General features: G+C 71.9%; 16 protein-coding genes. 9 read left to right on the top strand and 7 right to left on the bottom strand.

Annotated elements, in window-relative coordinates:
• Positions 1-129 precede the first annotated feature (129 nt).
• The 4 genes from ACIGXX_RS04245 to ACIGXX_RS04230 form a co-directional block, all read right to left on the bottom strand.
• A complete protein-coding gene (locus tag ACIGXX_RS04245; protein WP_351156009.1) occupies positions 130-1,584 on the bottom strand; it encodes a 3-hydroxybutyrate oligomer hydrolase family protein in 1,455 nt (484 codons plus the stop codon).
• A 101-nt stretch (positions 1,585-1,685) separates the two neighbouring features.
• Entirely contained in the window at positions 1,686-2,987 is a 1,302-nt protein-coding gene (locus ACIGXX_RS04240; protein WP_399972835.1) for a PHB depolymerase family esterase, read from the bottom strand.
• A gap of 377 nt (positions 2,988-3,364) precedes the next feature.
• A complete protein-coding gene (locus tag ACIGXX_RS04235) occupies positions 3,365-3,580 on the bottom strand; it encodes a hypothetical protein (protein WP_351156014.1) in 216 nt (71 codons plus the stop codon).
• A complete protein-coding gene (locus ACIGXX_RS04230; protein ID WP_399972532.1) occupies positions 3,577-4,101 on the bottom strand; it encodes a flavodoxin domain-containing protein in 525 nt (174 codons plus the stop codon). The genes ACIGXX_RS04235 and ACIGXX_RS04230 overlap by 4 nt, the downstream gene beginning before the upstream one ends.
• Positions 4,102-4,653: 552 nt before the next feature.
• Here ACIGXX_RS04230 and ACIGXX_RS04225 point away from each other — a divergent pair.
• The 5 genes from ACIGXX_RS04225 (at position 4,654) to ACIGXX_RS04205 (ending at position 9,874) form a co-directional block, all read left to right on the top strand.
• The gene (locus ACIGXX_RS04225; protein WP_399972529.1) at positions 4,654-5,517 is read left to right on the top strand and encodes a universal stress protein; all 864 of its coding nucleotides are present in this window, start codon (positions 4,654-4,656) and stop codon (positions 5,515-5,517) included.
• Positions 5,518-5,560: 43 nt separating this feature from the next.
• Complete coding sequence (locus ACIGXX_RS04220; RefSeq protein WP_399972526.1) at positions 5,561-7,912, top strand: phosphoketolase; 2,352 nt, start codon at positions 5,561-5,563, stop codon at positions 7,910-7,912.
• A gap of 30 nt (positions 7,913-7,942) precedes the next feature.
• Positions 7,943-8,794 (top strand): universal stress protein, encoded by an 852-nt coding sequence (locus ACIGXX_RS04215; protein ID WP_351156026.1) that lies wholly within the window; start codon positions 7,943-7,945, stop codon positions 8,792-8,794.
• Between the two features lie 73 nt (positions 8,795-8,867).
• Complete coding sequence (locus tag ACIGXX_RS04210) at positions 8,868-9,428, top strand: hypothetical protein (RefSeq protein ID WP_361464658.1); 561 nt, start codon at positions 8,868-8,870, stop codon at positions 9,426-9,428.
• Entirely contained in the window at positions 9,425-9,874 is a 450-nt protein-coding gene (locus tag ACIGXX_RS04205; protein ID WP_351156032.1) for an RDD family protein, read from the top strand. The genes ACIGXX_RS04210 and ACIGXX_RS04205 overlap by 4 nt, the downstream gene beginning before the upstream one ends.
• Before the next feature lie 28 nt (positions 9,875-9,902).
• On the opposite strand, the gene ACIGXX_RS04200 is transcribed toward ACIGXX_RS04205, so the two are convergent.
• Positions 9,903-11,315 (bottom strand): MFS transporter, encoded by a 1,413-nt coding sequence (locus tag ACIGXX_RS04200; protein WP_399972521.1) that lies wholly within the window; start codon positions 11,313-11,315, stop codon positions 9,903-9,905.
• A gap of 179 nt (positions 11,316-11,494) precedes the next feature.
• On the opposite strand from ACIGXX_RS04200, the gene ACIGXX_RS04195 reads away from it, so the two are divergent.
• From ACIGXX_RS04195 to ACIGXX_RS04180, 4 genes are read left to right on the top strand one after another with little or no spacing between them, the layout of a single operon-like run.
• Complete coding sequence (locus tag ACIGXX_RS04195; RefSeq protein WP_351156037.1) at positions 11,495-11,914, top strand: hypothetical protein; 420 nt, start codon at positions 11,495-11,497, stop codon at positions 11,912-11,914.
• Positions 11,915-11,926: 12 nt separating this feature from the next.
• A complete protein-coding gene (locus ACIGXX_RS04190; RefSeq protein ID WP_361464664.1) occupies positions 11,927-12,946 on the top strand; it encodes a polyphosphate kinase 2 family protein in 1,020 nt (339 codons plus the stop codon).
• Entirely contained in the window at positions 12,943-13,236 is a 294-nt protein-coding gene (locus ACIGXX_RS04185) for a hypothetical protein (protein ID WP_399972517.1), read from the top strand. Before ACIGXX_RS04190 ends, ACIGXX_RS04185 begins: the two co-directional genes overlap by 4 nt.
• A gap of 7 nt (positions 13,237-13,243) precedes the next feature.
• Positions 13,244-14,983 carry a sulfate permease gene (locus ACIGXX_RS04180; RefSeq protein WP_366463460.1) on the top strand — a complete coding sequence of 580 codons (1,740 nt, stop codon included), beginning with the start codon at positions 13,244-13,246 and terminating at the stop codon, positions 14,981-14,983.
• A 10-nt stretch (positions 14,984-14,993) separates the two neighbouring features.
• Here ACIGXX_RS04180 and ACIGXX_RS04175 read toward each other — a convergent pair whose 3' ends face one another.
• On the bottom strand, positions 14,994-16,496 hold the full coding sequence (locus ACIGXX_RS04175; RefSeq protein WP_361464671.1) for an alpha-amylase: 1,503 nt from the start codon (positions 16,494-16,496) through the stop codon (positions 14,994-14,996).
• Positions 16,493-19,189 (bottom strand): MGH1-like glycoside hydrolase domain-containing protein, encoded by a 2,697-nt coding sequence (locus ACIGXX_RS04170; RefSeq protein WP_351156050.1) that lies wholly within the window; start codon positions 19,187-19,189, stop codon positions 16,493-16,495. The genes ACIGXX_RS04175 and ACIGXX_RS04170 overlap by 4 nt, the downstream gene beginning before the upstream one ends.
• Between the last annotated feature and the right edge of the window lie 17 nt (positions 19,190-19,206).

The raw sequence follows: 19,206 nt of genomic DNA, 5'->3' as shown, positions 1-19,206 counted from the left end.
CTCCCCGAACGCACCGAACTCCCTTACGAATGGGGAGCGTGGCGATCTTAGGTCAACTCGGCATTTTTGGCTCGTCGTTGAGGAAGCCTGCCTTCCGGCAGACGTTCGCCTGCCAGGGCTTGGCCGAAACTAATGCCTGGCGAGGGGGCAGCGGGTCAGCAGATCGGCCGGCTGGGCTGCCTGAGGACGCGGGATCGTCCGGCTGGGCGGCGGCTTCTCTCCCCTGCCGATCCAGGCCTCCATCGCCGTGAAGGCCGAGCGGTGGCAGGGCACCAGGGGCCGCAGCCTGTCGGGGAAGCTGTCGACGAGCGAGTCGACGTGCGTGCCGTCTTCGACGCGGTAGTAGCGGAACATCGCGCCGCGGCCCGCGCCGCGCACCATCTTCGCGTAGATGTCCGAATCTCTACTGATGGGCAGCTGGACGTCGAGGGTGCCGTGCAGGGTGATCAGCGGCTTGCCGATCCGTCCGGTCAGGGCGATCTTCTCGACGGCGTCGCGGACCTCCCGAGGGCGGGACCCGTACGCGTAGTCGGCGTCGCATGCCGGTGTCCCCGGTGCGCAGAAGGGAGTTCCGGCCTCGGTCGCGCCGTCGTACCCCGGATCCAGTTCCTCGCGGTAGATCCGCTGGGTCAGGTCCCAGTAGACCTGGTGGTGGTAGGGCCACAGGAACTCCGAACCGGCGGGGAAGCCGGCGGCGACCAGCTCGCGATGGGCTCGGCCCGCTCCTTCGCCGCCCGCCGCGTGGACGGGATAGGCGCGCAGCGCGGGCGGCAGGAAGTCGAGCAGGTTGGGGCCCTTGGCCCTCCACAGCGTGCCTTCCCAGTCCACTCCCCCGTCGTAGAGCTCGGGATGATTCTCCAGCTGCCAGCGCACCAGATACCCGCCGTTGGACATGCCGGTGGCCAGCGTGCGCGCGGGTGGCCGGTGGTAGCGCTGGGCGACCACGGTCCGTGCGGCGCGGGTCAGTTGGGTGACGCGCTCGTTCCATTCGGCGATCGCGTCGCCGGGCTCGGCTCCGTCCCGGTGGAAGGCGGCGCCGGTGTTGCCCTTGTCGGTCGAGGCGAACGCGTAGCCCCGGGAGAGCGCCCAGTCGCCGATCGCCCGGTCGTTGGCGTACTGCTCGCGGACCCCGGGGGTGCCCGCGACCACCAGGCCGCCGTTCCACCGGTCGGGCAGGCGGAGGACGAACTGCGCGTCGTGCTTCCAGCCGTGGTTGGTGTTGGTCGCCGAGGTGTCGGGGAAGTAGCCGTCGATCTGGATGCCGGGCACCCCGCGCGGCGTCGTGAGTCCGGCGGGGGTCAGTCCCGCCCAGTCGGCCGGGTCGGTGTGGCCGGAGGAGACCGTCCCCGCGGTGGTCAACTCGGCCAGGCAGGACGTCTCCTGGCGTTCGGCGCCCGGCACCTTCAGCCGCGCCGACGAGGCGCAGTGCCCGGCGGCGCCGCCGTGGGGCCCGCCGGGCTGTTCGGCGGCCGCCGGTACCGCGGCGAGGGGGACGAGCAGTGCCGTCAGGGCGAGGGCGCCGCGGAGCGACCGGGCGGGGCGCGTCCTGCCGGGCAGGGGTGCGGGCGGATCTGTGGCGGGCACGGGTACCTCCGGTGGATGTGCGGATGCGTACGGCGACGACGTGGAGCGGCGGTGGCTGGACCGAGGTCCGGCGCCACCGCCGCGGTGCTGTGCGGGGTCCGTCAGGGGCAGGTGCCGTCGGCGATGACGTAGTGGCCGGCCGGCGATTCCTTGAGGGTGTGCGTGACGGCGGTGTTGTAGAGGCCCATGTTCTGGTGGGAGCCCTTGGCGTAGACGTAGCCGCCGCTGGTGGTGGCCCGTCCGGACTGGACGTGCTGATAGTTGTTCGCCGTCCAGCACTTCGCGGCGGAGCCCGTGGTGGCGGCGGTGACTTGCGCCGACCGCGCCCCTTCCGCGCCGGACGCGTCGCGGGCGGCCACGCTGTAGGTGTGGCTGCCGCCGGGGCTGAGGCCGGTGTCCGTGAACGGCGGTCCGGTGGGGGTGGCGATCCGTGCGCCGTCCCGGTACACGGCGTACGACGCGGCGCCGCTGACGCTGTTCCAGTTCAGGGTGACGGACGTGTCGGTGGCGCCGGTCCTGGCCAGGCCGCCGGGGGCCGGCAGACCGCCGGGGTCCGGATCGGCGCCGTCCAGGCCGAAGAAGCCGGTGATCCAGTAGCTGGAGCAGATGGAGTCGATGAAGTGCGCCGTCCCGGTCGCGCCGCACTGCTGCGCGCCCGTCCCCGGGTCGACCGGGGTGCCGTGGGCGATGGAGGGCACCCGGTCGACCTCCACGGCGGTGGCGCCGTCCGCGCTCAGGTACTGCTCCCTGCGGGTCGAGTTGGGGCCGATGGCGGAGGTGCGGTCCGGGCTCTGGTCCAGGCCGTGGACGGCGGTCCACTGGTCACGCAGTTCGTCGGCGTTCTTCTTGGCGACGGTGGGGTCGTTGTCGCCCTGCCAGATCGCCACCCGGGGCCAGGGTCCTGCGTAGCCGGGGTGGGCGTCACGGACGTCCTGCGCCCAGGCCGATGGGGTGCGGTCGACGCCGGGGCTCATGCAGCCGTAGGCCGACAGCACGTCGTCGGCGCAGTCGTACGGGAGGCCCGCGACGACGGCGCCCGCCGTGAACACGTCCGGGTAGGTGGCGAGCATCACCGACGTCATGGCACCGCCCGCCGACAGGCCGGTGACATGGACCCGTTCCGGGTCGGTGCCGTACGCGGCAGCGGCATGCGCCACCATCTGGCGGATCGAGGCGGCCTCGCCCTGCCCGCGCCGGGTGTCTCCCGGCTGGAACCAGTTGAAGCACTTGCTGCTGTTGTTGGCGGAGGTCTGCTCGGGGAAGACGAGCAGGAAGCCGTACTGGTCGGCGAATTTCACCAGGCCCGCGTTGTCGGCGTACAACTGCGCGCTCTGGGTGCAACCGTGCAGGGCCACCACCACCGCGGGCTCGGCCGCCAGGGTGGCCGGCCGGTGCACGTACATGTTCAGGCTGCCCGGATTGGCGCCGAAGTCGCCGACCCTCTCCAGGGCGACGGCGGACTGCGCCGCCTGCGCCGCGGGCGACGGTGCGGACACCGCCACGGCCACGACCAGGCCCACGAGGGCGGTCGCCCGCCCCAGGGCCCGACGCCACCGGCCCCGCCGGGTCGCACGGCGAGGGGGTACTGGGGACGGCGGCGGGTTCGAACGTCTCTCGTACGACGGCATGGCGGCTCCCGACACAGGGCGACGCGGTCTCCGGGGCGGATCACGCGACCCCGGAGTCCGTCCGCTCCTGCCGCGGAGCGGGACGCCGGGGTGCCGGCAACCGTAGGAGCCCGCGCAACGGGCGCAGAATGGCGGTGGCCGCCACAACGCCGTCAACTGCCGCTGGTCTCCGAGCTGTTGTCGCTCGGCCCGGGCCGTGGTATCGGCTGCTGACCGGGCCGGTGACTGTGCAGGCCCTGGTTGAGTTCCCGCAGTACCGCCTCCAACAGGCTGCGCGTGCCGCCCAGCGGGGCGTCCGCGGGTTCGCCGCGTCCGGCGGCGGCGGGCGCGTCCTGGCCGCGTCGGCCGGTGGTGGCCCGCGGCGTCACAGGCCTGTGTCGGTGCCGTCGACGCCCGCGAGCCCGCGGTGGATGCGCTCGGCCCAGTTGTCGACGGCCTTCCAGTCCCGGTGGTCGCCGTACCGTCCGCCGCGTGCCCGGAAGGCCAGGTGCCGCCACCGCGGCACGTGGTCGCGGTAGACGGCCCCGGCCAGCATCTGGTGCTCCCAGGGGCGGATGAGGGAGCGGATGCCGTCCAGTTGGCGGGGCTCGACGCTGCGCCGGGCGGGCCAGCGTCCGGCGTGGGGCGGCAGGCAGACGCTGTACAGCCATGTGGGGTGCGTCGCCAGGGTGCTGGGGTGGCTGCGGATGAAGTCCGTGGCCTGCCCGAGCCAGGCGCCGTGGTGCACCGCGCTGCCCAGCACGAAGGCGTCGTAGCCGCCCGTCTTCTGCTCCGCGGCCAACGGCACGACGACCGTGACGTGCCCGCACTCGGCGAGCCGCGTCGCGAGACGCTCCGCGATGCCATGGGTGGAGCCGTGCACCCCGGTGTAGCCGACCAGGATGTTCATGCCGAGGTTCCTCTTCCGTGACGGGGTTGCGCGCCGGTTCCAGGACGTGGGCGGGGAGCCGCGGTACGGCCTCTCCCGGGAGCCGCACGGGGATTGCGGAACATCGTGGATGTTCCCCGGGCCGGGAAAGGCCGCCGCCCTCGCACCGGCAGGCGGCCACCGGGGGCAGCTGCCGGGCGAGGCGTTGTGGCCGCGACGTGGGACAAGGACGCCGGGCCCGACGGTCTGCTGCCGTCGGCGGCTGTCTGCGAATGCTTCCCAGGGCGCGACATCCCGGCTCTCCCACTGTCAGTTGAAAACGACACAGAAAGGTGGAACGCCGAGGTCTGGGGCATCCGCCACCCTAGGGGCGGCCGACAACATCGAACAGGTGCCTGTCGGCCACAGTCGTCACTCGCCGCGACCGGAAGCCGACGGGGCGTGGTTGCGGCGAAGAGGGGGCGGCGACATCCGTCCGCCACCGAGGCCGGTTCACCCCTCCCCGGTCGGCCTCCTCGGTGGAACCGTCCCAAGCAGGGCCCCTGCGGGGGCGTGCCGGAAGGTGGTGGCAGCGTGGACAAGCCCCTGATCGTCGGAGTCGACGGCTCGGATCCGAGCCTGCGAGCACTGGACTGGGCGGTGGACGAGGCCGCGACGCGAGGGGTGCCGCTGCATGTCGTCCATGCGTCGAGGTGGGAGTGGTACGAGGGGCACGAACCGTCCTTCGACATCAACCGGACGTCTGTACAAGCCCTTTCGGACCACATCGCGGCTTCGGCGGTCGAGCGTGCGCTGCGGCGCACCACCACCGTGAAGGTGACGAGCGAGGTGCTGCCCGAGGACCCGGCCGTCGCGCTCTCCCTGATCAGCCCGGAGGCCGGCGCCCTCGTGGTCGGCAGCCGGGGCCGCGGTGAACTCGCCGAGCTGCTGCTCGGTTCGATCAGCCTGTCGGTCGCCGCGCACGCCGCGTCGCCCGTGTTCGTCGTGCGCGGCGGCGAGAAGAACCTGCGGGGCGGGTTCCGCACCGTCGCCGTCGGCGTCGACGACGCCCAGGAGGCGGACAGCGCGGTGGAGTTCGCCCTCCGCGAGGCAGCGGCGCGCAACGCCACCGTGGATGTCGTCCATGCCTGGCGCTGCCCCGCCCGGGAGGCCCCCGACTTCCCCTCGACGGCCTATGACGACCACCAGCGCCGGGCCACGGAACTGGTCGAGGATCTGGTGCGGGACGCGATGGCCTCCCATCCCGAGGTCACGGTCCGCCGGGAGATCGTCGAGGGCCACGCGCGCACCGCGCTCCTTGCCGCTTCCCGCACCGCCGATCTCCTGGTGGTCGGCGCCCGGCGCCGCAAGGGACACATCGGGATGCAGCTCGGCCCGGTCAACCACGCCGTGCTGCACCACTCGTCCTGCCCGGTGGCCGTCGTCCCGCACGCCTGATCACGCAGGCACCACCCCCGAACCCCCTTATGCAGGAGGCACCGTGACACCCGTCCGAACGGCAGCCCTCGACGCCCACTGGCGCGCGGCGAACTATCTGGCCGTCGGCCAGATCTACCTGATGAGCAATCCCCTGCTGACCGAACCGCTGCGGGCCGAGCACATCAAGCCACGCCTCCTCGGCCACTGGGGCACGTCGCCCGGCCTCAACCTCATCCACACGCATCTGAACCGTGCCATCAAGGAACACGGCCTGGACGCGCTGTGCGTGTGGGGGCCCGGGCACGGCGGCCCGGCCGTCCTCGCCAACTCCTGGCTGGAGGGCTCGTACAGCGAGACGTACCCCGACGTCACGCGGGACGCGCAGGGCATGGCGAAGCTGTTCCGCCAGTTCTCCTTCCCCGGCGGCGTCCCGAGCCACGTGGCCCCGGAGACACCCGGCTCGATCCACGAGGGCGGTGAGCTCGGATACTCCCTGGCGCACGCCTACGGAGCCGCGTTCGACAACCCCGGTCTGCTCGTCACCTGCGTCATCGGCGACGGCGAGGCGGAGACGGGGCCGCTGGCGGCCTCCTGGCACTCCAACAAGTTCCTCGATCCCGTCCACGACGGCGCGGTCCTGCCGATCCTGCATCTCAACGGCTACAAGATCGCCAACCCGGCCGTGCTCGCCCGCATCCCCGAGGCCGAACTGGACTCCCTGCTCAAGGGGTACGGCCACGACCCGCTGCACGTCAGCGGCGACGACCCGCGCAAGGTGCACCACTCCATGGCCAGGGCCATGGACCAGGCCCTGGAACGGATCTCCGCGATCCAGCGGGCCGCACGGAGCGGCGGCTCGCACGGCCGTGCGCGCTGGCCCGTGATCGTGCTGCGTACGCCCAAGGGCTGGACCGGTCCCGCGACGGTGGACGGAGAGCCGGTCGAGGGCACCTGGCGTTCCCATCAGGTGCCGCTCGCCCTCGTGCGCGAGAACCCGGACCACCTGGCGCAGTTGGAGGCGTGGCTGCGCTCCTACCGGCCCCGGGAGCTCTTCGACGAGCACGGCCGCCCCACCCCGCAGGTGCTCGACTGCGTCCCCGAGGGTCGTCGGCGGCTCGGTTCGAACCCGCACGCCAACGGCGGTCTGCGCACCCGCGAGCTGCCCCAGCAGCCGCTGGAGCACTTCGCCGTCCCGGTCGAGAAGCCGGGCACGACCCTGCACGAACCCACGCGGGTCCTGGGCGGTCTCCTCGCCCGGATCATGGCGGACACCTCCGGGCGCCGGGACTTCCGGGTCGTGGGGCCGGACGAGACGGCGTCCAACCGTCTCGCCGCGCTGTACGACGCCACCAGCAAGGCCTGGCAGGCACAGATCCTCGGCACCGACGAGCACCTCGCCGGGGACGGGCGGGTCACGGAGATCCTCTCCGAACACCTCTGCCAGGGCTGGCTGGAGGGCTACACCCTCACCGGCCGCCACGGCCTGTTCTCCAGCTACGAGGCGTTCGTCCACATCGTCGACTCGATGGTCGGCCAGCACATCAAGTGGCTCAAGACCTCGCGTCTGCTGCCGTGGCGCGCGCCGGTGCCGTCCCTCAACTACCTGCTGACCTCGCACGTCTGGCGCCAGGACAACAACGGCTTCTCGCACCAGGACCCCGGCTTCGTGGACCACGTGCTCAACAAGAGCCCCGAGGTGGTCCGCGTCTATCTGCCGCCGGACGCCAACACCCTGCTCTGCGTGGCCGAGCACGTCCTGCACAGCAGGGACCATGTGAACGTCGTCGTCGCGGGCAAGCAGCCCTGCTTCGACTGGCTCTCGCTGGAGGAGGCGCGCGTCCACTGTGCGCGCGGCGCGGGCATCTGGGAGTGGGCCGGGTCCGAGAACGGCGGGCGCGAGCCCGACGTGGTGCTCGCCTGCGCGGGCGACGTGCCCACGCAGGAAGTCATGGCCGCGGCCGGTCTCCTGCGCGAGCACCTGCCCGAACTCGCCGTGCGCGTGGTCAACGTCGTCGACATGACCCGGCTGCTGCCGCACGAGGAACACCCGCACGGCATGACCCAGGCCGAGTACGACGCCCTCTTCACCCCCGACAAGCCGGTGATCTTCGCGTACCACGGCTACCCCTGGCTGGTGCACCGCCTGGCCTACCGCCGTTCCGGGCACGCCCAACTGCACGTACGCGGCTACAAGGAGGCGGGCACCACGACCACGCCGTTCGACATGGTCGTCCGCAACGACCTCGACCGGTACCGCCTGGTCATGGACGTCATCGACCGCGTGCCCCGTCTCGGCGTCCGCGCCGCTCCCGTCCGCCAGGCCATGGCCGACGCCCGCACCCGCCACCACGCCTGGATCCGCGCCCACGGCACCGACCTGCCCGAGGTCGCCGCCTGGGCCTGGGCCGGCTGACGCCCCCACCGCACCGCGGAGGTGCGCACCATGCCCACGCAGCAGACCATCACCGCCGGCGTCGACGGCTCGTCCGAGAGCCTGGACGCCGCCGGCTGGGCGGCCCGCGAAGCCCTGCGCCGCGGCCTGCCCCTCCACGTCGTGCACGCCTGCGACCCGCCGGCGGACGGCAGTCGGCCGCCGGAGATCGACGTCCCCTTCCAGCGTGCGGACGCCGCGCTCGACCGCGCCGTCCTCCAGCTCTCCCGCGCGCACCCCGGCCTGGGAATCCTCGACGAGCAGGTCACCGGGCCGCCGGTGCAGGCACTGTTGGCGGCGGCCAGATCCTCGGCGCTGCTCGTCCTTGGCTCACGCGGCTTCGGCGCGCTCACCGGGGTCCTGGTCGGCTCGGTCGCGCTGGCCGTCGCAGCGCGCGCCGCCTGCCCGGTCGTCCTGGTCCGGGCGGGAGACCACCCCGAGGACGAGCACCGGGGCTCGGGCGGTCCGCACCGCCCGGTCGTGCTCGGCCTCGACCTCGACCGTCCCGACGACGAGCTGCTGGAGTACGCCTTCGACGCGGCGGCGTCCCGCCGGAGTGCGCTCCAGGTCGTGCACATCTGGACCGCGCCCCTGATCCCATCGGCCGATGCCGTCGACCCCGTGGAGGAGAAGTCACGTCTGCTGGCGTCCGTGCTCGCCCCCTGGCGGCACAAGTTCCCCGGGACACAGCTCACCGAGCGGCTCGTGCACGGTCTGCCCGGCCACCACTTGGTCAAAGCGGCGGCGAGGGCCGAACTGCTGGTCGTCGGGCGGCGCATCCCTGCCGGGCCGCGCCTGGGACGGACGGCGCACGCGGCGATCCACCACGCGAGGTGCCCGGTGGTCGTCGTGCCGCACTACTGAGGGATCGCCCCGCAGGAGCGACTCACCCGCGGCGGAGGATGCCAGAACCGCCGGTCACCGCTGCGATCACGGGATGGCTGAAGACAACGCGGGTGGGCCGCTGAACTTCCTCGTCCGGCGGGCGCGGAGTGTGCTGGGGATCGTGGACGACGCGGCGACCGCGGTGATCCGTACGGTGGCCGGTGCGGTCCTCGACCGCATCGATCTGGACGACCTCGTGTCCCGCGTCGACGTGAACCTGATCGCCGAACGGGTCGACGTACGACGGGTCGCCGACCGGGTGGACGTGGAGCGGATCGCCGACCGGGTCGACGTGAACCGCATCGCCGCCCGGGTCGACGTGAACCGGGTCGCAGCCCGGGTCGACGTCGACGCGGTGATCGTCCGGATCGACCTGGTGGGACTCACCCGTGACGTGCTGTCCGAGATCGATCTGGGGCGGATCGTCCGGGACACCGGGGGCGGGATGGCCACGGAGACCGCCGACGCGATCCGCCTGCTCGGAAGGCGCGGTGACCGGAGCGTCAACCGGTTCGGCGACCGGCTCCTGGGGCGGGCTGGGCCGCCGCAGCACCATCGGGCGGGGCCTTCGCAGGACGAGGGGAACGGTCCGCCGCCCGGGCGTGCCCGGTGACCGTGCCGGAGGGCGTGCGCGGCCCCGGGCACGAGCCGGCCGGGATCGTCTCGCGCGGCGTCGCGGCGGTGCTCGACGCGCTGATCCTCGCCGCCGTCGGCTTCACGGTCCAGGCGAGCGCCGGAATCGCGCGCCTCCTCGTCATGGGACCTCCCTTCCGGTTTCCCGAACTTCCCGGCTGGCTCTCCGGCACGGTGGGGTGGACCCTCGCCGTGCTGTACCTGGGCGGGTCGTGGGCCCTGATCGGGTGCACGGCGGGAGACCGGCTGATGGGGCTGCGCGTCACCGACCGCGCGGGCGAGCTCCTGCGGCTGCCGCGGGCCCTGGTGCGGGCCGCCCTGAGCGTGACGTTTCCGCTGGGGCTGTTCTGGATCCCGCTCAGCGCCCGCCGCGCGTCGGTGCAGGACCTGATGGTCGCAAGTGGCGTGCACTACGACGGGCGTTGACCCCGCATCGCGGTGCGGGCCGCGCGGCTCACCCGTGCCGGGTGGGCGCCGGGGTCCGGGGCAGCATCGCGGCGGCGCCGAGGCCGCAGAGCCCGATGGCGGCCAGCACCGCGAGCGCCACGGCGTACGGTCCCACGGCCGGATCCGCGACCAGGATGGTGCCCGCGACCGCGGTGCCCACCGAGGAACCCAGGTTCGACACACTGCGCGAGAGCCCCGATATCTCGCCCTGCTGGCTCTCGGGGAAGCTCGACTGCACCACGTTGACCGAAGGCGTCAGCATCACCCCCATCCCCAGACCGATCAGCAGCAGCCCGGGGACGAAGCTCCAGGCGCTCGGTGACCCGTGGGCCATGGCGAGCAGCACACCGATGCCGCAGACCGTCACGGCGAACCCGCCCATGACGAGCGTGCGTTGCTCTCGTCTCTTCGCGAAGCGCTCGGCGCCCAGTGAGGACACGAGCAGGCCCAGCGTGGACGCGCTGAAGATCACGCCGGTGCCGATCGCGTCGTAGCCCCGCACGACCTGGAGGTACGCGGCCACCACGAAGGACACGCCCATGAGCATCAGCCACTGGGTGTGCTGGGTGATCAGACCGAGGTTGGACGTGCGGTTGCGGAACAGCGCGGTCCGCAGCAGCGGTTGGGCCCCGCGGCCCTCCTTCGCCCGCACCCAGCGGAAGAAGGCCACCAGCACCAGGGCGCCGGCCAGGAGCAGGCCCGCCATCAGCCAGGCGTTGTCGTCGGCGGCGAGGATGCCCATGACGACCAGGACCAGACCGGTCGCGGACAGCACCGCGCCGCCGGTGTCGAAGGCGCGGTCGGGGTCCGGCGGAACCGGGTCCTCGATGCGCCGACTCAGTACGATGATCAGCCCCACCACCAGGGCCTGGAAGACGAAGGCCGCCCGCCAGCTGATCGCCGATGTGATGAGCCCGCCGATCAGCGGACCCGCCGCGGCGCCGATGCCGCCCATCGCCATGATCGCCCCGAAGGCACGGGCGCGGTCGGCCACGTTGGTGAACAGGAGGGTGGTGAGGATGTAGACGGGCGGGATGAGCAGGGCCGTACCGATGCCCTCCAGGATCGAGTTGCCCAGGATGAGGATGCCAAGGCCCGGGGCCACCGCGCTGAGCAGGGCGCCGACTCCGTAGACGGCGAGTCCGACGACGAGGCAGCGCTTGCGGCCGTAGCGGTCCGTGAGGATGCCGCCCGGGATCATCAGCGCCGCCATGACCAGCAGGAAGATCGTGATCGCGGTCTGCACGCCCTGCACCGTGGTGTCCAGGTCCTCGCTGATGTCCTGGATCATCACCGTCATGTTCGACCCGGCGAAGCTGCAGACGAACTGGGCCAGGGCGAGCGGCGCGAGGACCTTGCGCGGCCAGGGGCGCTTCTCCTGCCGGGCGCCTGCTTCCTCCGGGGTGGACGGCACGGACATCGCCTCGCCTCCGTTCGCTGGCCGAAGCCTGTGTTCGCGGGCCGGACGACGGCCAGCCTCCTGGGCGGCCTGCCCTGCGGCGTCACCCTCGGAGGGTGACGACCGAGGGCACCTGTCGGGGGCAACACTCGGGGCACAGCGGTGCAATCGGCACCCTCGTCGAGTACGGAGGTCCTGTCATGGCCACCTCGACCACTCAGCACCATCGCTCCGACACCGTGCAGGCGGCGGCCGCCGGGCTGACCATCTTCGCGGGGGTGCTCCTGTTCATCTCCGGTTCCTTGGACTTCTGCCGGGGTCTGATGGCCGCCCTCGAGGACCAGGTCTTCGTCAACACGCCCGAGTACGTCTTCCAGTTCGACCTGACGGCCTGGGGCTGGATCCACATGGCCATCGGAACGATCGCGGTCATCGTGAGCTTCGGCCTGTTCGTGGGCTCCAAGTGGGCCAGGATCACGGGCGTGGTCATCACCGCGCTGATGATCATCTCCAGCTTCCTGTCCCTCCCGTACCACCCGCTGTGGTCCATCACCCTGATCGCGATGGGCGGGTTCGTCATCTGGGCCCTGTGCGTGGTGGAGAAGGACACGCTCTACTAGCCGAGGTGGCCCATGAAGCACGGACGGGGGCGCTCGGACGATCGGGCGGAGCGCGACGATCGGGCAGAGCGGATCGCTGAGTTCATCGCGCCGCTGCGGGTCGAACCCGGCTCGAAGGTGGACCTGGCCAAGGACTTCGATCCCGCCCACAAGGCGGGCATCAAGACCAAGAAGGACGGCCAGGAACTGCTCCGCAGCGGCGTCACCCTGCTGGCCGACTACCAGCGGCGGCTGGCCGCTCAGGGCACGCACGGCGTCCTGATGTGCCTTCAGGCGCTGGACGCCGGGGGCAAGGACGGCACGATCCGGCACGTGATGAGCGGGGTGAACCCGCAGGGCGTGCACGTGGCCAACTTCCGGGTGCCGTCGGCCGAGGAGCTGGGCCACGACTACCTCTGGCGCTACGTCTGCCACCTGCCGCGCCGCGGGGAGATCGGCATCTTCAACCGGTCGCACTACGAGGAGGTCCTGGTCGTGCGGGTGCACCCCGAACACCTCACCCGCCAGCGGCTGCCGGACGAGGTCCTGGGCAAGAAGATCTGGCGCCGTCGCTACCGGGAGATCAACGGCTGGGAGCGGCATCTGACGGACAACGGCTTCAGGATCGTCAAGCTGTTCCTGAACCTGTCCAAGGAGGAGCAGCGCATCCGCTTCCTCAAACGGATCGACGTCCCGGAGCGGAACTGGAAGTTCTCGGCGGCGGACGCCCGCGAACGCACTTGGTGGGACGCGTACCAGACGGCGTTCTCCGAGATGCTGTCCGCCACGAGCACGTCCTGGGCGCCCTGGTACGTGGTGCCCGCGGACCGCAAGTGGTTCGCGCGCGTCTGCGCGGCGGCCGTGCTCGCCCACACCCTGATCGACATCGACCCGCGGTATCCGGTCATCGACGACAAGAGCCGGCACGCACTGGAGGTGGAGAAACAGCGACTGGAGGACGAGGCGCCCGCCGTTGCGGCACCGGACCCGCACGCGGCACGGGCCGCCGCGGCCGCCCGGCGCCGCAAGGGCGATCGGGGGCGGGCGCGATGACCGCGCGGGTGGCCGCGCGGTTCGCCGATGACGGGCCCCGCTGCCTGCCGCAGGAGCGGACCAGCAGCGGTCGGAGCCGCTTCCCCGGTCGGTACACCTCGTCCACGCAGATCGTCCTCGTCGCCTCCGCCGCGGTGTCGCTCGCGATCCAGGAGGGGGGCGCCGCGGTGGTGCTGCTCGGCCTGGCCGTGCTGAACGCGGTCATCGGACCGGCGGAGGAAGCGGTCGTGGGGGACGTCGTCCTGCTCGTCCCCGCCCGCCACCGGCCGACCGGCGCCGGGCAGGGGTGAGCGGCCGGTGCGCGGGACGCCTCCCGGGCTCAAGACGCTGCGGACCTACCGCCGGGAGTGGCTCCTGAAGGACCTGGTCGCGGGCGTCGTCCTGAGCACCCTCCTCGTGCCGCAGGGCATGGCCTACGCCGAACTGGCCGGCCTGCCGCCGATCACCGGTCTGTACACCTCGGTGCTCTGTCTGCTCGCGTACGCCGTGGCCGGTCCCTCCCGCGTCCTGGTGCTCGGCCCCGACTCCTCGCTCGGCCCGATGATCGCCGCGACGGTCCTGCCGCTGCTCGCCGCCGACGGGGACAGCGGGCGCGCGATCGCGCTGGCCTCGATGCTGGCCCTGATGGTCGGCGCGATCACGCTCCTGGCGGGGGTGGCACGGCTCGGATTCGTCGCCGACCTCATCTCCAAACCGACCATGATCGGCTACATGAACGGGCTGGCCCTGACCATCCTCATCGGGCAGTTGCCAAAGCTGTTCGGCTTCTCCACCGATGCCGACGGGCTGATCGGCGAGGTGGACGCCTTCGTCGACGGGGTGGCCGACGGACAGGCGGTGGCGGCCGCCGTCGCGGTCGGCGGTGGCTGCATCCTCCTGATCCTGCTGCTGCAACGGCTGCTGCCGAAGGTGCCCGCCGTCCTGGTCATGGTGGTCCTGGCCATCACCGCATCCGTCGTCCTCGATCTGGACGAGCACGGCGTGAAGACCGTGGGCCGGCTCCCCGAAGGGCTGCCGCCGTTCACGGTGCCGCACATCGGCTGGGACGACCTGGGCCCGCTGTTCGTCGGCGCGCTGGGCATCGCCCTGGTGTCGCTGGCCGACACCATCTCCAACGCCTCGGCCTTCGCGGCCCGCACCGGGCAGGAGGTCCGCGGCAACGACGAGATGATCGCGATCGGCTCGGCGAACGTGGCCGCCGGCCTGTTCCAGGGGTTTCCCGTGAGCACCAGCGGCTCCCGCACAGCCGTGGCCGAACGGGCCGGGGCCAAGACGCAGCTGACCGGGGTCGTCGGGGCGGCGCTCATCGTCCTCATGCTCGTCCTGCTGCCGGGTCTCTTCCGCGATCTGCCGCAGCCCGCGCTCGCCGCGGTGGTCATCACGGCCTCCCTGTCGCTGGCCGACCTCGCGGGTACCACGCGGCTGTGGCGCCAGCGCAAGGCGGAGTTCTGGCTGTCCATCGCGGCCTTCCTCGGGGTGGCCCTGCTCGGGGTGCTGCCGGGGATCGCCGTCGCGGTGGGCCTGTCCATCCTGAACGTCTTCCGGCGCGCGTGGTGGCCCTACAGCACCGTGCTGGGGCGCGTGCCCGGCCTGGAGGGCTACCACGACGTGCGGTCGCACCCGGGCGCCCAACTGCTGCCTGGCCTGGTCATCTTCCGCTTCGACGGGCCGCTGTTCTTCGCCAACGCCAAGTCGTTCCGCGACGAGGTCCTGCGGTACACACGCGCCCGGCCGGCGACGCGGTGCGTGCTGATCGCGGCCGAACCGGTGACCGACGTGGACACCACCGCGGCGGACATCCTGGAGGAGCTGGACGCCACGCTCCGGGAGCTGGGCGTGGACCTGGTCTTCGCCGAGCTCAAGGACCCGGTGCGGCGCAAGGTCGAGCGCTACGGCCTGACCCACACCTTCGACGCCCGCCGCTTCCGCCCCACCGTGGAAGGCGCCGTGGAGGCGTTCCGGTCGGACAACGGAGCGCACTGGGCCCCGGCACACCGGGAGGCCGGTGACCGGGGCCAGAACGGAAGCCAGAACTGAGCGGGTTCCGCTAGGGCGAGGTCCGGGACGCGCCCGCCTCGACGACCGAGAGCAGATGCGTGCCCCACGGCGGCAGATCGACGTAGAGCCCGTCCGCCACCAGCTCCGTGCCCGGCCGCTCGTACCGCTCGGCGTCGAGCAGGCCGCTCAACTCCCAGGCGCCCTCGGTCAGTTCGCCCCAGGGCAGCCGGACGCGTGCCTGGGCCCGATGCTCCGAGAGGTTCACCACGGTCAGGAACCGGCCCGCCTCACCCGACCAGCACGAGGCGATCAGGGCGCGCCCTGAGTCGTTGTCGGGCCAGCCGTCGCTCTCCAGGAGCTGCCACCGCCCGGTCCGCATGGCGCTGCGGTGCACGGCCGAAAGGAGCCGCTCGTGGAACGCCCGCAGGGAAGGATCCGGCGGTTCGTCGGGGCGGCGGTCGAGGAAGACCGGCAGATGGACGCGGCGCCCGGTGAACTGGCCCTCGTGCCAGAGCGTGGCGCCGGGCAGCGTGGCGATCAGGACCGCCGCCGCCCGCTCCTTGGCCGGGTGCATGGTCCGCGCGGCCCGCGGCTCGTCGTGGTTCTCCAGGAAGCGGACGAGCCGGCGCTGGTAGTGCTCGTCGGCCCGCAGATGCGCGCGCACCGAATCGGCGCTCTCGCTCAGCACCCGGTCGTAGAGTCGCTTGTCGTAGCAGAAGTCGAACCCCTGCTCCTGCAGGGCCCATTCGAGGTCCCAGTACGCCTCCGCGGCGAAGACCATGTGCGGGTGGCGGCGGCGCACGGCGGTCACGACCTCGGGCCAGAACTCCTCCTGCGGCGGGCTCCCCGCCCGCTCGCCCCACGTGCGCGCGAAGACGTCGTTCATCAGGAGCATCGCCATGTCGCAGCGCACCCCGTCGCAGACCCGCCCGATGCCGCCGAGCACCTCCGCGGTCGCCCGCCGCAGGGCCGGGGCGAAGGCGTTCAGCTGCACCACGTCCGGCCAGGGCGGGAAGAACGGGTCGCGGCCCCGCGCGAGCACGGCGCGTCCGGTGTCGAGGAACCCGGCCGGATCGCGCATCGCGTCCTCGGCGTCGCCCTGGACGAAGTACTCGGGGTGCTCGGTCACCCAGGGGCTGTCGGGGGCCACGTGGTTGGGCACGTAGTCCAGCAGCAGCCCCACTCCCCTGCGGTCGAGTTCGGCGCGGGCGGCGGCCAGTCCCTCGGCGCCGCCGAGCGCCGCGTCGACCTCGTAGCGGCGGATGCAGTACGGCGATCCCGCGATGTCCTCCTCGCCGATGTCCGGGACGGCCTCGGCGAAGGCGCCGCGCAGCGCCGGGTTCTCCAGGGCGATGGCCCGCCCCCGCGGACTGCGCTCCCAGACCCCCATCAGCCAGACGGCGTCGATCCCGGCGGGCGTGATCTCGTCCCACACGTCCTTGGGCACGTCCGCCAGGCCGGCCGGGCCGCCGCCGGTGCGCAGCCCGATCTCCCGCAGCCAGACGCGGGTGTTGACCTCGTGCACGACGGGTTGCGCGGGCAACTGGGTCATCGGTTCTGCCTCCTCGCGGGCCCGGAGCGGAAGTCGTCGGGGCCGAGCGTGCCGAAGATCTTCATCAGGGCCGCGACGAGAGCGGTCCAGCCGGTCTGGTGCGATGCGCCGAGGCCCGCGCCGTTGTCGCCGTGGAAGTACTCGTAGAAGGTGATCAGATCGCGCCAGTGCGGGTCGTCGGTGAACTTCGCCTGGCCGCCGTACACCGGTCGGCGTCCGTCGTCGCCGCGCAGGAAGATCCGGGAGAGCCTGCCGCTGATGTCCTCGGCGACCTCGTACAAGTTCTTCCGCACCCCCGAGCCGGTCGGGCACTCGACGGTGAAGTCGTCGCCGTAGAAGCCGTACAGGTTGAGCAGTCCGCGGATGACGAGGGCGTTCATCGGCAGCCAGACCGGGCCTCGCCAGTTGGAGTTGCCGCCGAACATGCCGGTGTCGGACTCGGCGGGCAGATAGCCGACCCGGTACTCCTGACCGTGCACCCAGAACGTGTACGGGTGCTCGGCGTGGTGGCGGGAGAGCGCCCTGATGCCGTAAGGGCTGAGGAACTCGTCCTCCGACAGGAGCCGGGCGAGCACGCGCACCAGTTTCTTCTCGTCCAGGACCGACAGCAGTCGCGGTCCGCCCGCCGTGCCGGCCTGCGCCGCGGTCAGGGTCACCGACAGCGAGGGGTGGCGCGCGGCGAACCGCCGCAGCCGGTCGCCCAGACCGGAGAGCCGCGCCAGCTGGTCCGGCTGGAAGACGGTCGAGGCGCACAGCGGCAGCAGGCCCACCATGGAGCGGACCTTCAGCCGCACCGCCTGACCGTCGGGCAGCCGCAGCACGTCGTAGAAGAACCCGTCCTCCTCGTCCCACAGCTCGTCGTCGAGGTCCCCGATGCGGTCCATCGAGGCGGCGATCCACAGGTAGTGCTCGACGAACTTCAGGACGAGGTCCTCGTAGGCCGCGTTGTGCTCGACGAGTTCCATGGCGATCTGAAGCATCGACTGGCAGTACAGCGCCATCCAGGCGGTGCCGTCCGCCTGCTCCAGGGTGCCTCCGGTGGGCAGGGGGGCGCTGCGGTCGAAGACGCCGATGTTGTCGAGGCCGAGGAAGCCGCCCTGGAAGATGTTGCGGCCTCCGGGGTCCTTGCGGTTGACCCACCAGGTGAAGTTGGTGAGCAGCTTCTGGAAGGTGCGCTCGAGGAAGGCGTGGTCGGCGTGGCCGGTCGTGCCCTTCTCCATCGTGTACACGAAGTACGCGGCCCAGGCGTGCACCGGCGGATTGACGTCGCCGAAGTTCCACTCGTAGGCGGGTATCTGGCCGTTGGGGTGCAAGTAGGCGTCGCGCAGCAGCAGTTCGAGCTGCTCCTTGGCGAAGCCGATGTCGACGACCGACAGGCCCACGGCGTGGAACGCCAGGTCCCAGGCGGCGAACCAGGGGTACTCCCACTTGTCCGGCATCGAGACGATGTCGTCGCTGACCATGTGGAACCACTCGCCGTTGCGCAGCCCCGGCCGTGGCGGGCTCCATGGGGTCATGTCGTGCTCGCTCAGCCACCGCTCCAGGTCGAAGGCGTAGTACTGCTTGGACCAGAGCATCCCGGAGAGCGCCTGGCGCAGGACGCGTGCCTCGTCCTCGCTCGCGCCCTCGGGTGTCAACTCCCGGTAGAAGGCGTCGGCTTCGGCGATGCGGTCCTTGAACACCGAGTCGAAGCCCCGGTCCAGGGAGAGCTTCGCGCCCGCGGGGCCCATCCGCAGCCGGAGCGTCTGCGAGCCGCCCGCGGGAACGCCGAGCACGTGGTGGGCGGCCGCCTTGGTGCCCTCCCGCTCCGGGTTGACGGCGCTCTCGTCCCCTTCCACGACGTAGCGGCCGATGGCGTTCTTGACGTACGGGGTGGCGTTGGGCGCGCCGAACAGCCGCTCGTTGTCGGTCTCGTTCTCCGTGAACAGCAGCGGCACGTCGCCGCACCGCAGGTCGTAGCTGCCGAGCTGCGGGTGGTCGGCCCGGATCGTGGCGGTCGAGCGCGGTCCGTCGACCGCCCGCAGGCGCGGCCTGTCCTCCTCGTCGTGCTGCTCGCCCCAGGACCAGGTGTTGCGGAACCACAGGGTCGGCAGCACGTGCAGGGTCGCCTCGTCGGGGCCCCGGTTGTCCACGGTGATCCGCATCAGGATGTCGTCGTGGTCGGCCTTGGCGTACTCCACCGTCACGTCGAAGTACCGGTCGTCGTCGAAGACGCCGGTGTCCATGAGCTCGTACTCGAATTCCTGGCGCGTGCGGTCCCGGTTGACGGAGACGAGGTCGTTGTACGGGAACGCGGCCTGGGGGTACTTGTACAGATACCGCAGGTAGGAGTGGCTGGGGGTGCTGTCGAGGTAGAAGTAGTACTCCTTGACGTCCTCTCCGTGGTTGCCCTCGCCGTTGGTGAGGCCGAAGGCGCGCTCCTTGAGGATCGGGTCGCGCCCGTTCCACAGGGTCAGGGCCAGGCACAGGCGCTGCTTCTCGTCGCAGATGCCGCCCAGGCCGTCCTCGCCCCACCGGTAGGCGCGCGAACGCGCGTGGTCGTGCGGGAAGTACGACCACGCGTCGCCGCCGGCGCTGTAGTCCTCGCGGACCGTGCCCCACTGCCGTTCGCTCAGATACGGGCCCCACAGCCGCGACCGTCCGCTCCCGTCGCCGTTCGGTCCGATCCGCCCGGCGTGCGTCCGCGTCTTCATGCGCGTCTCCCTGCCTC

Source organism: Streptomyces sp. NPDC055243, from assembly GCF_044544025.1.
Taxonomy (GTDB): Bacteria; Actinomycetota; Actinomycetes; order Streptomycetales; family Streptomycetaceae; genus Streptomyces.
Note: the sequence above shows the minus strand (reverse complement) of the source record. Positions and strands in the feature narration are given on the sequence as shown.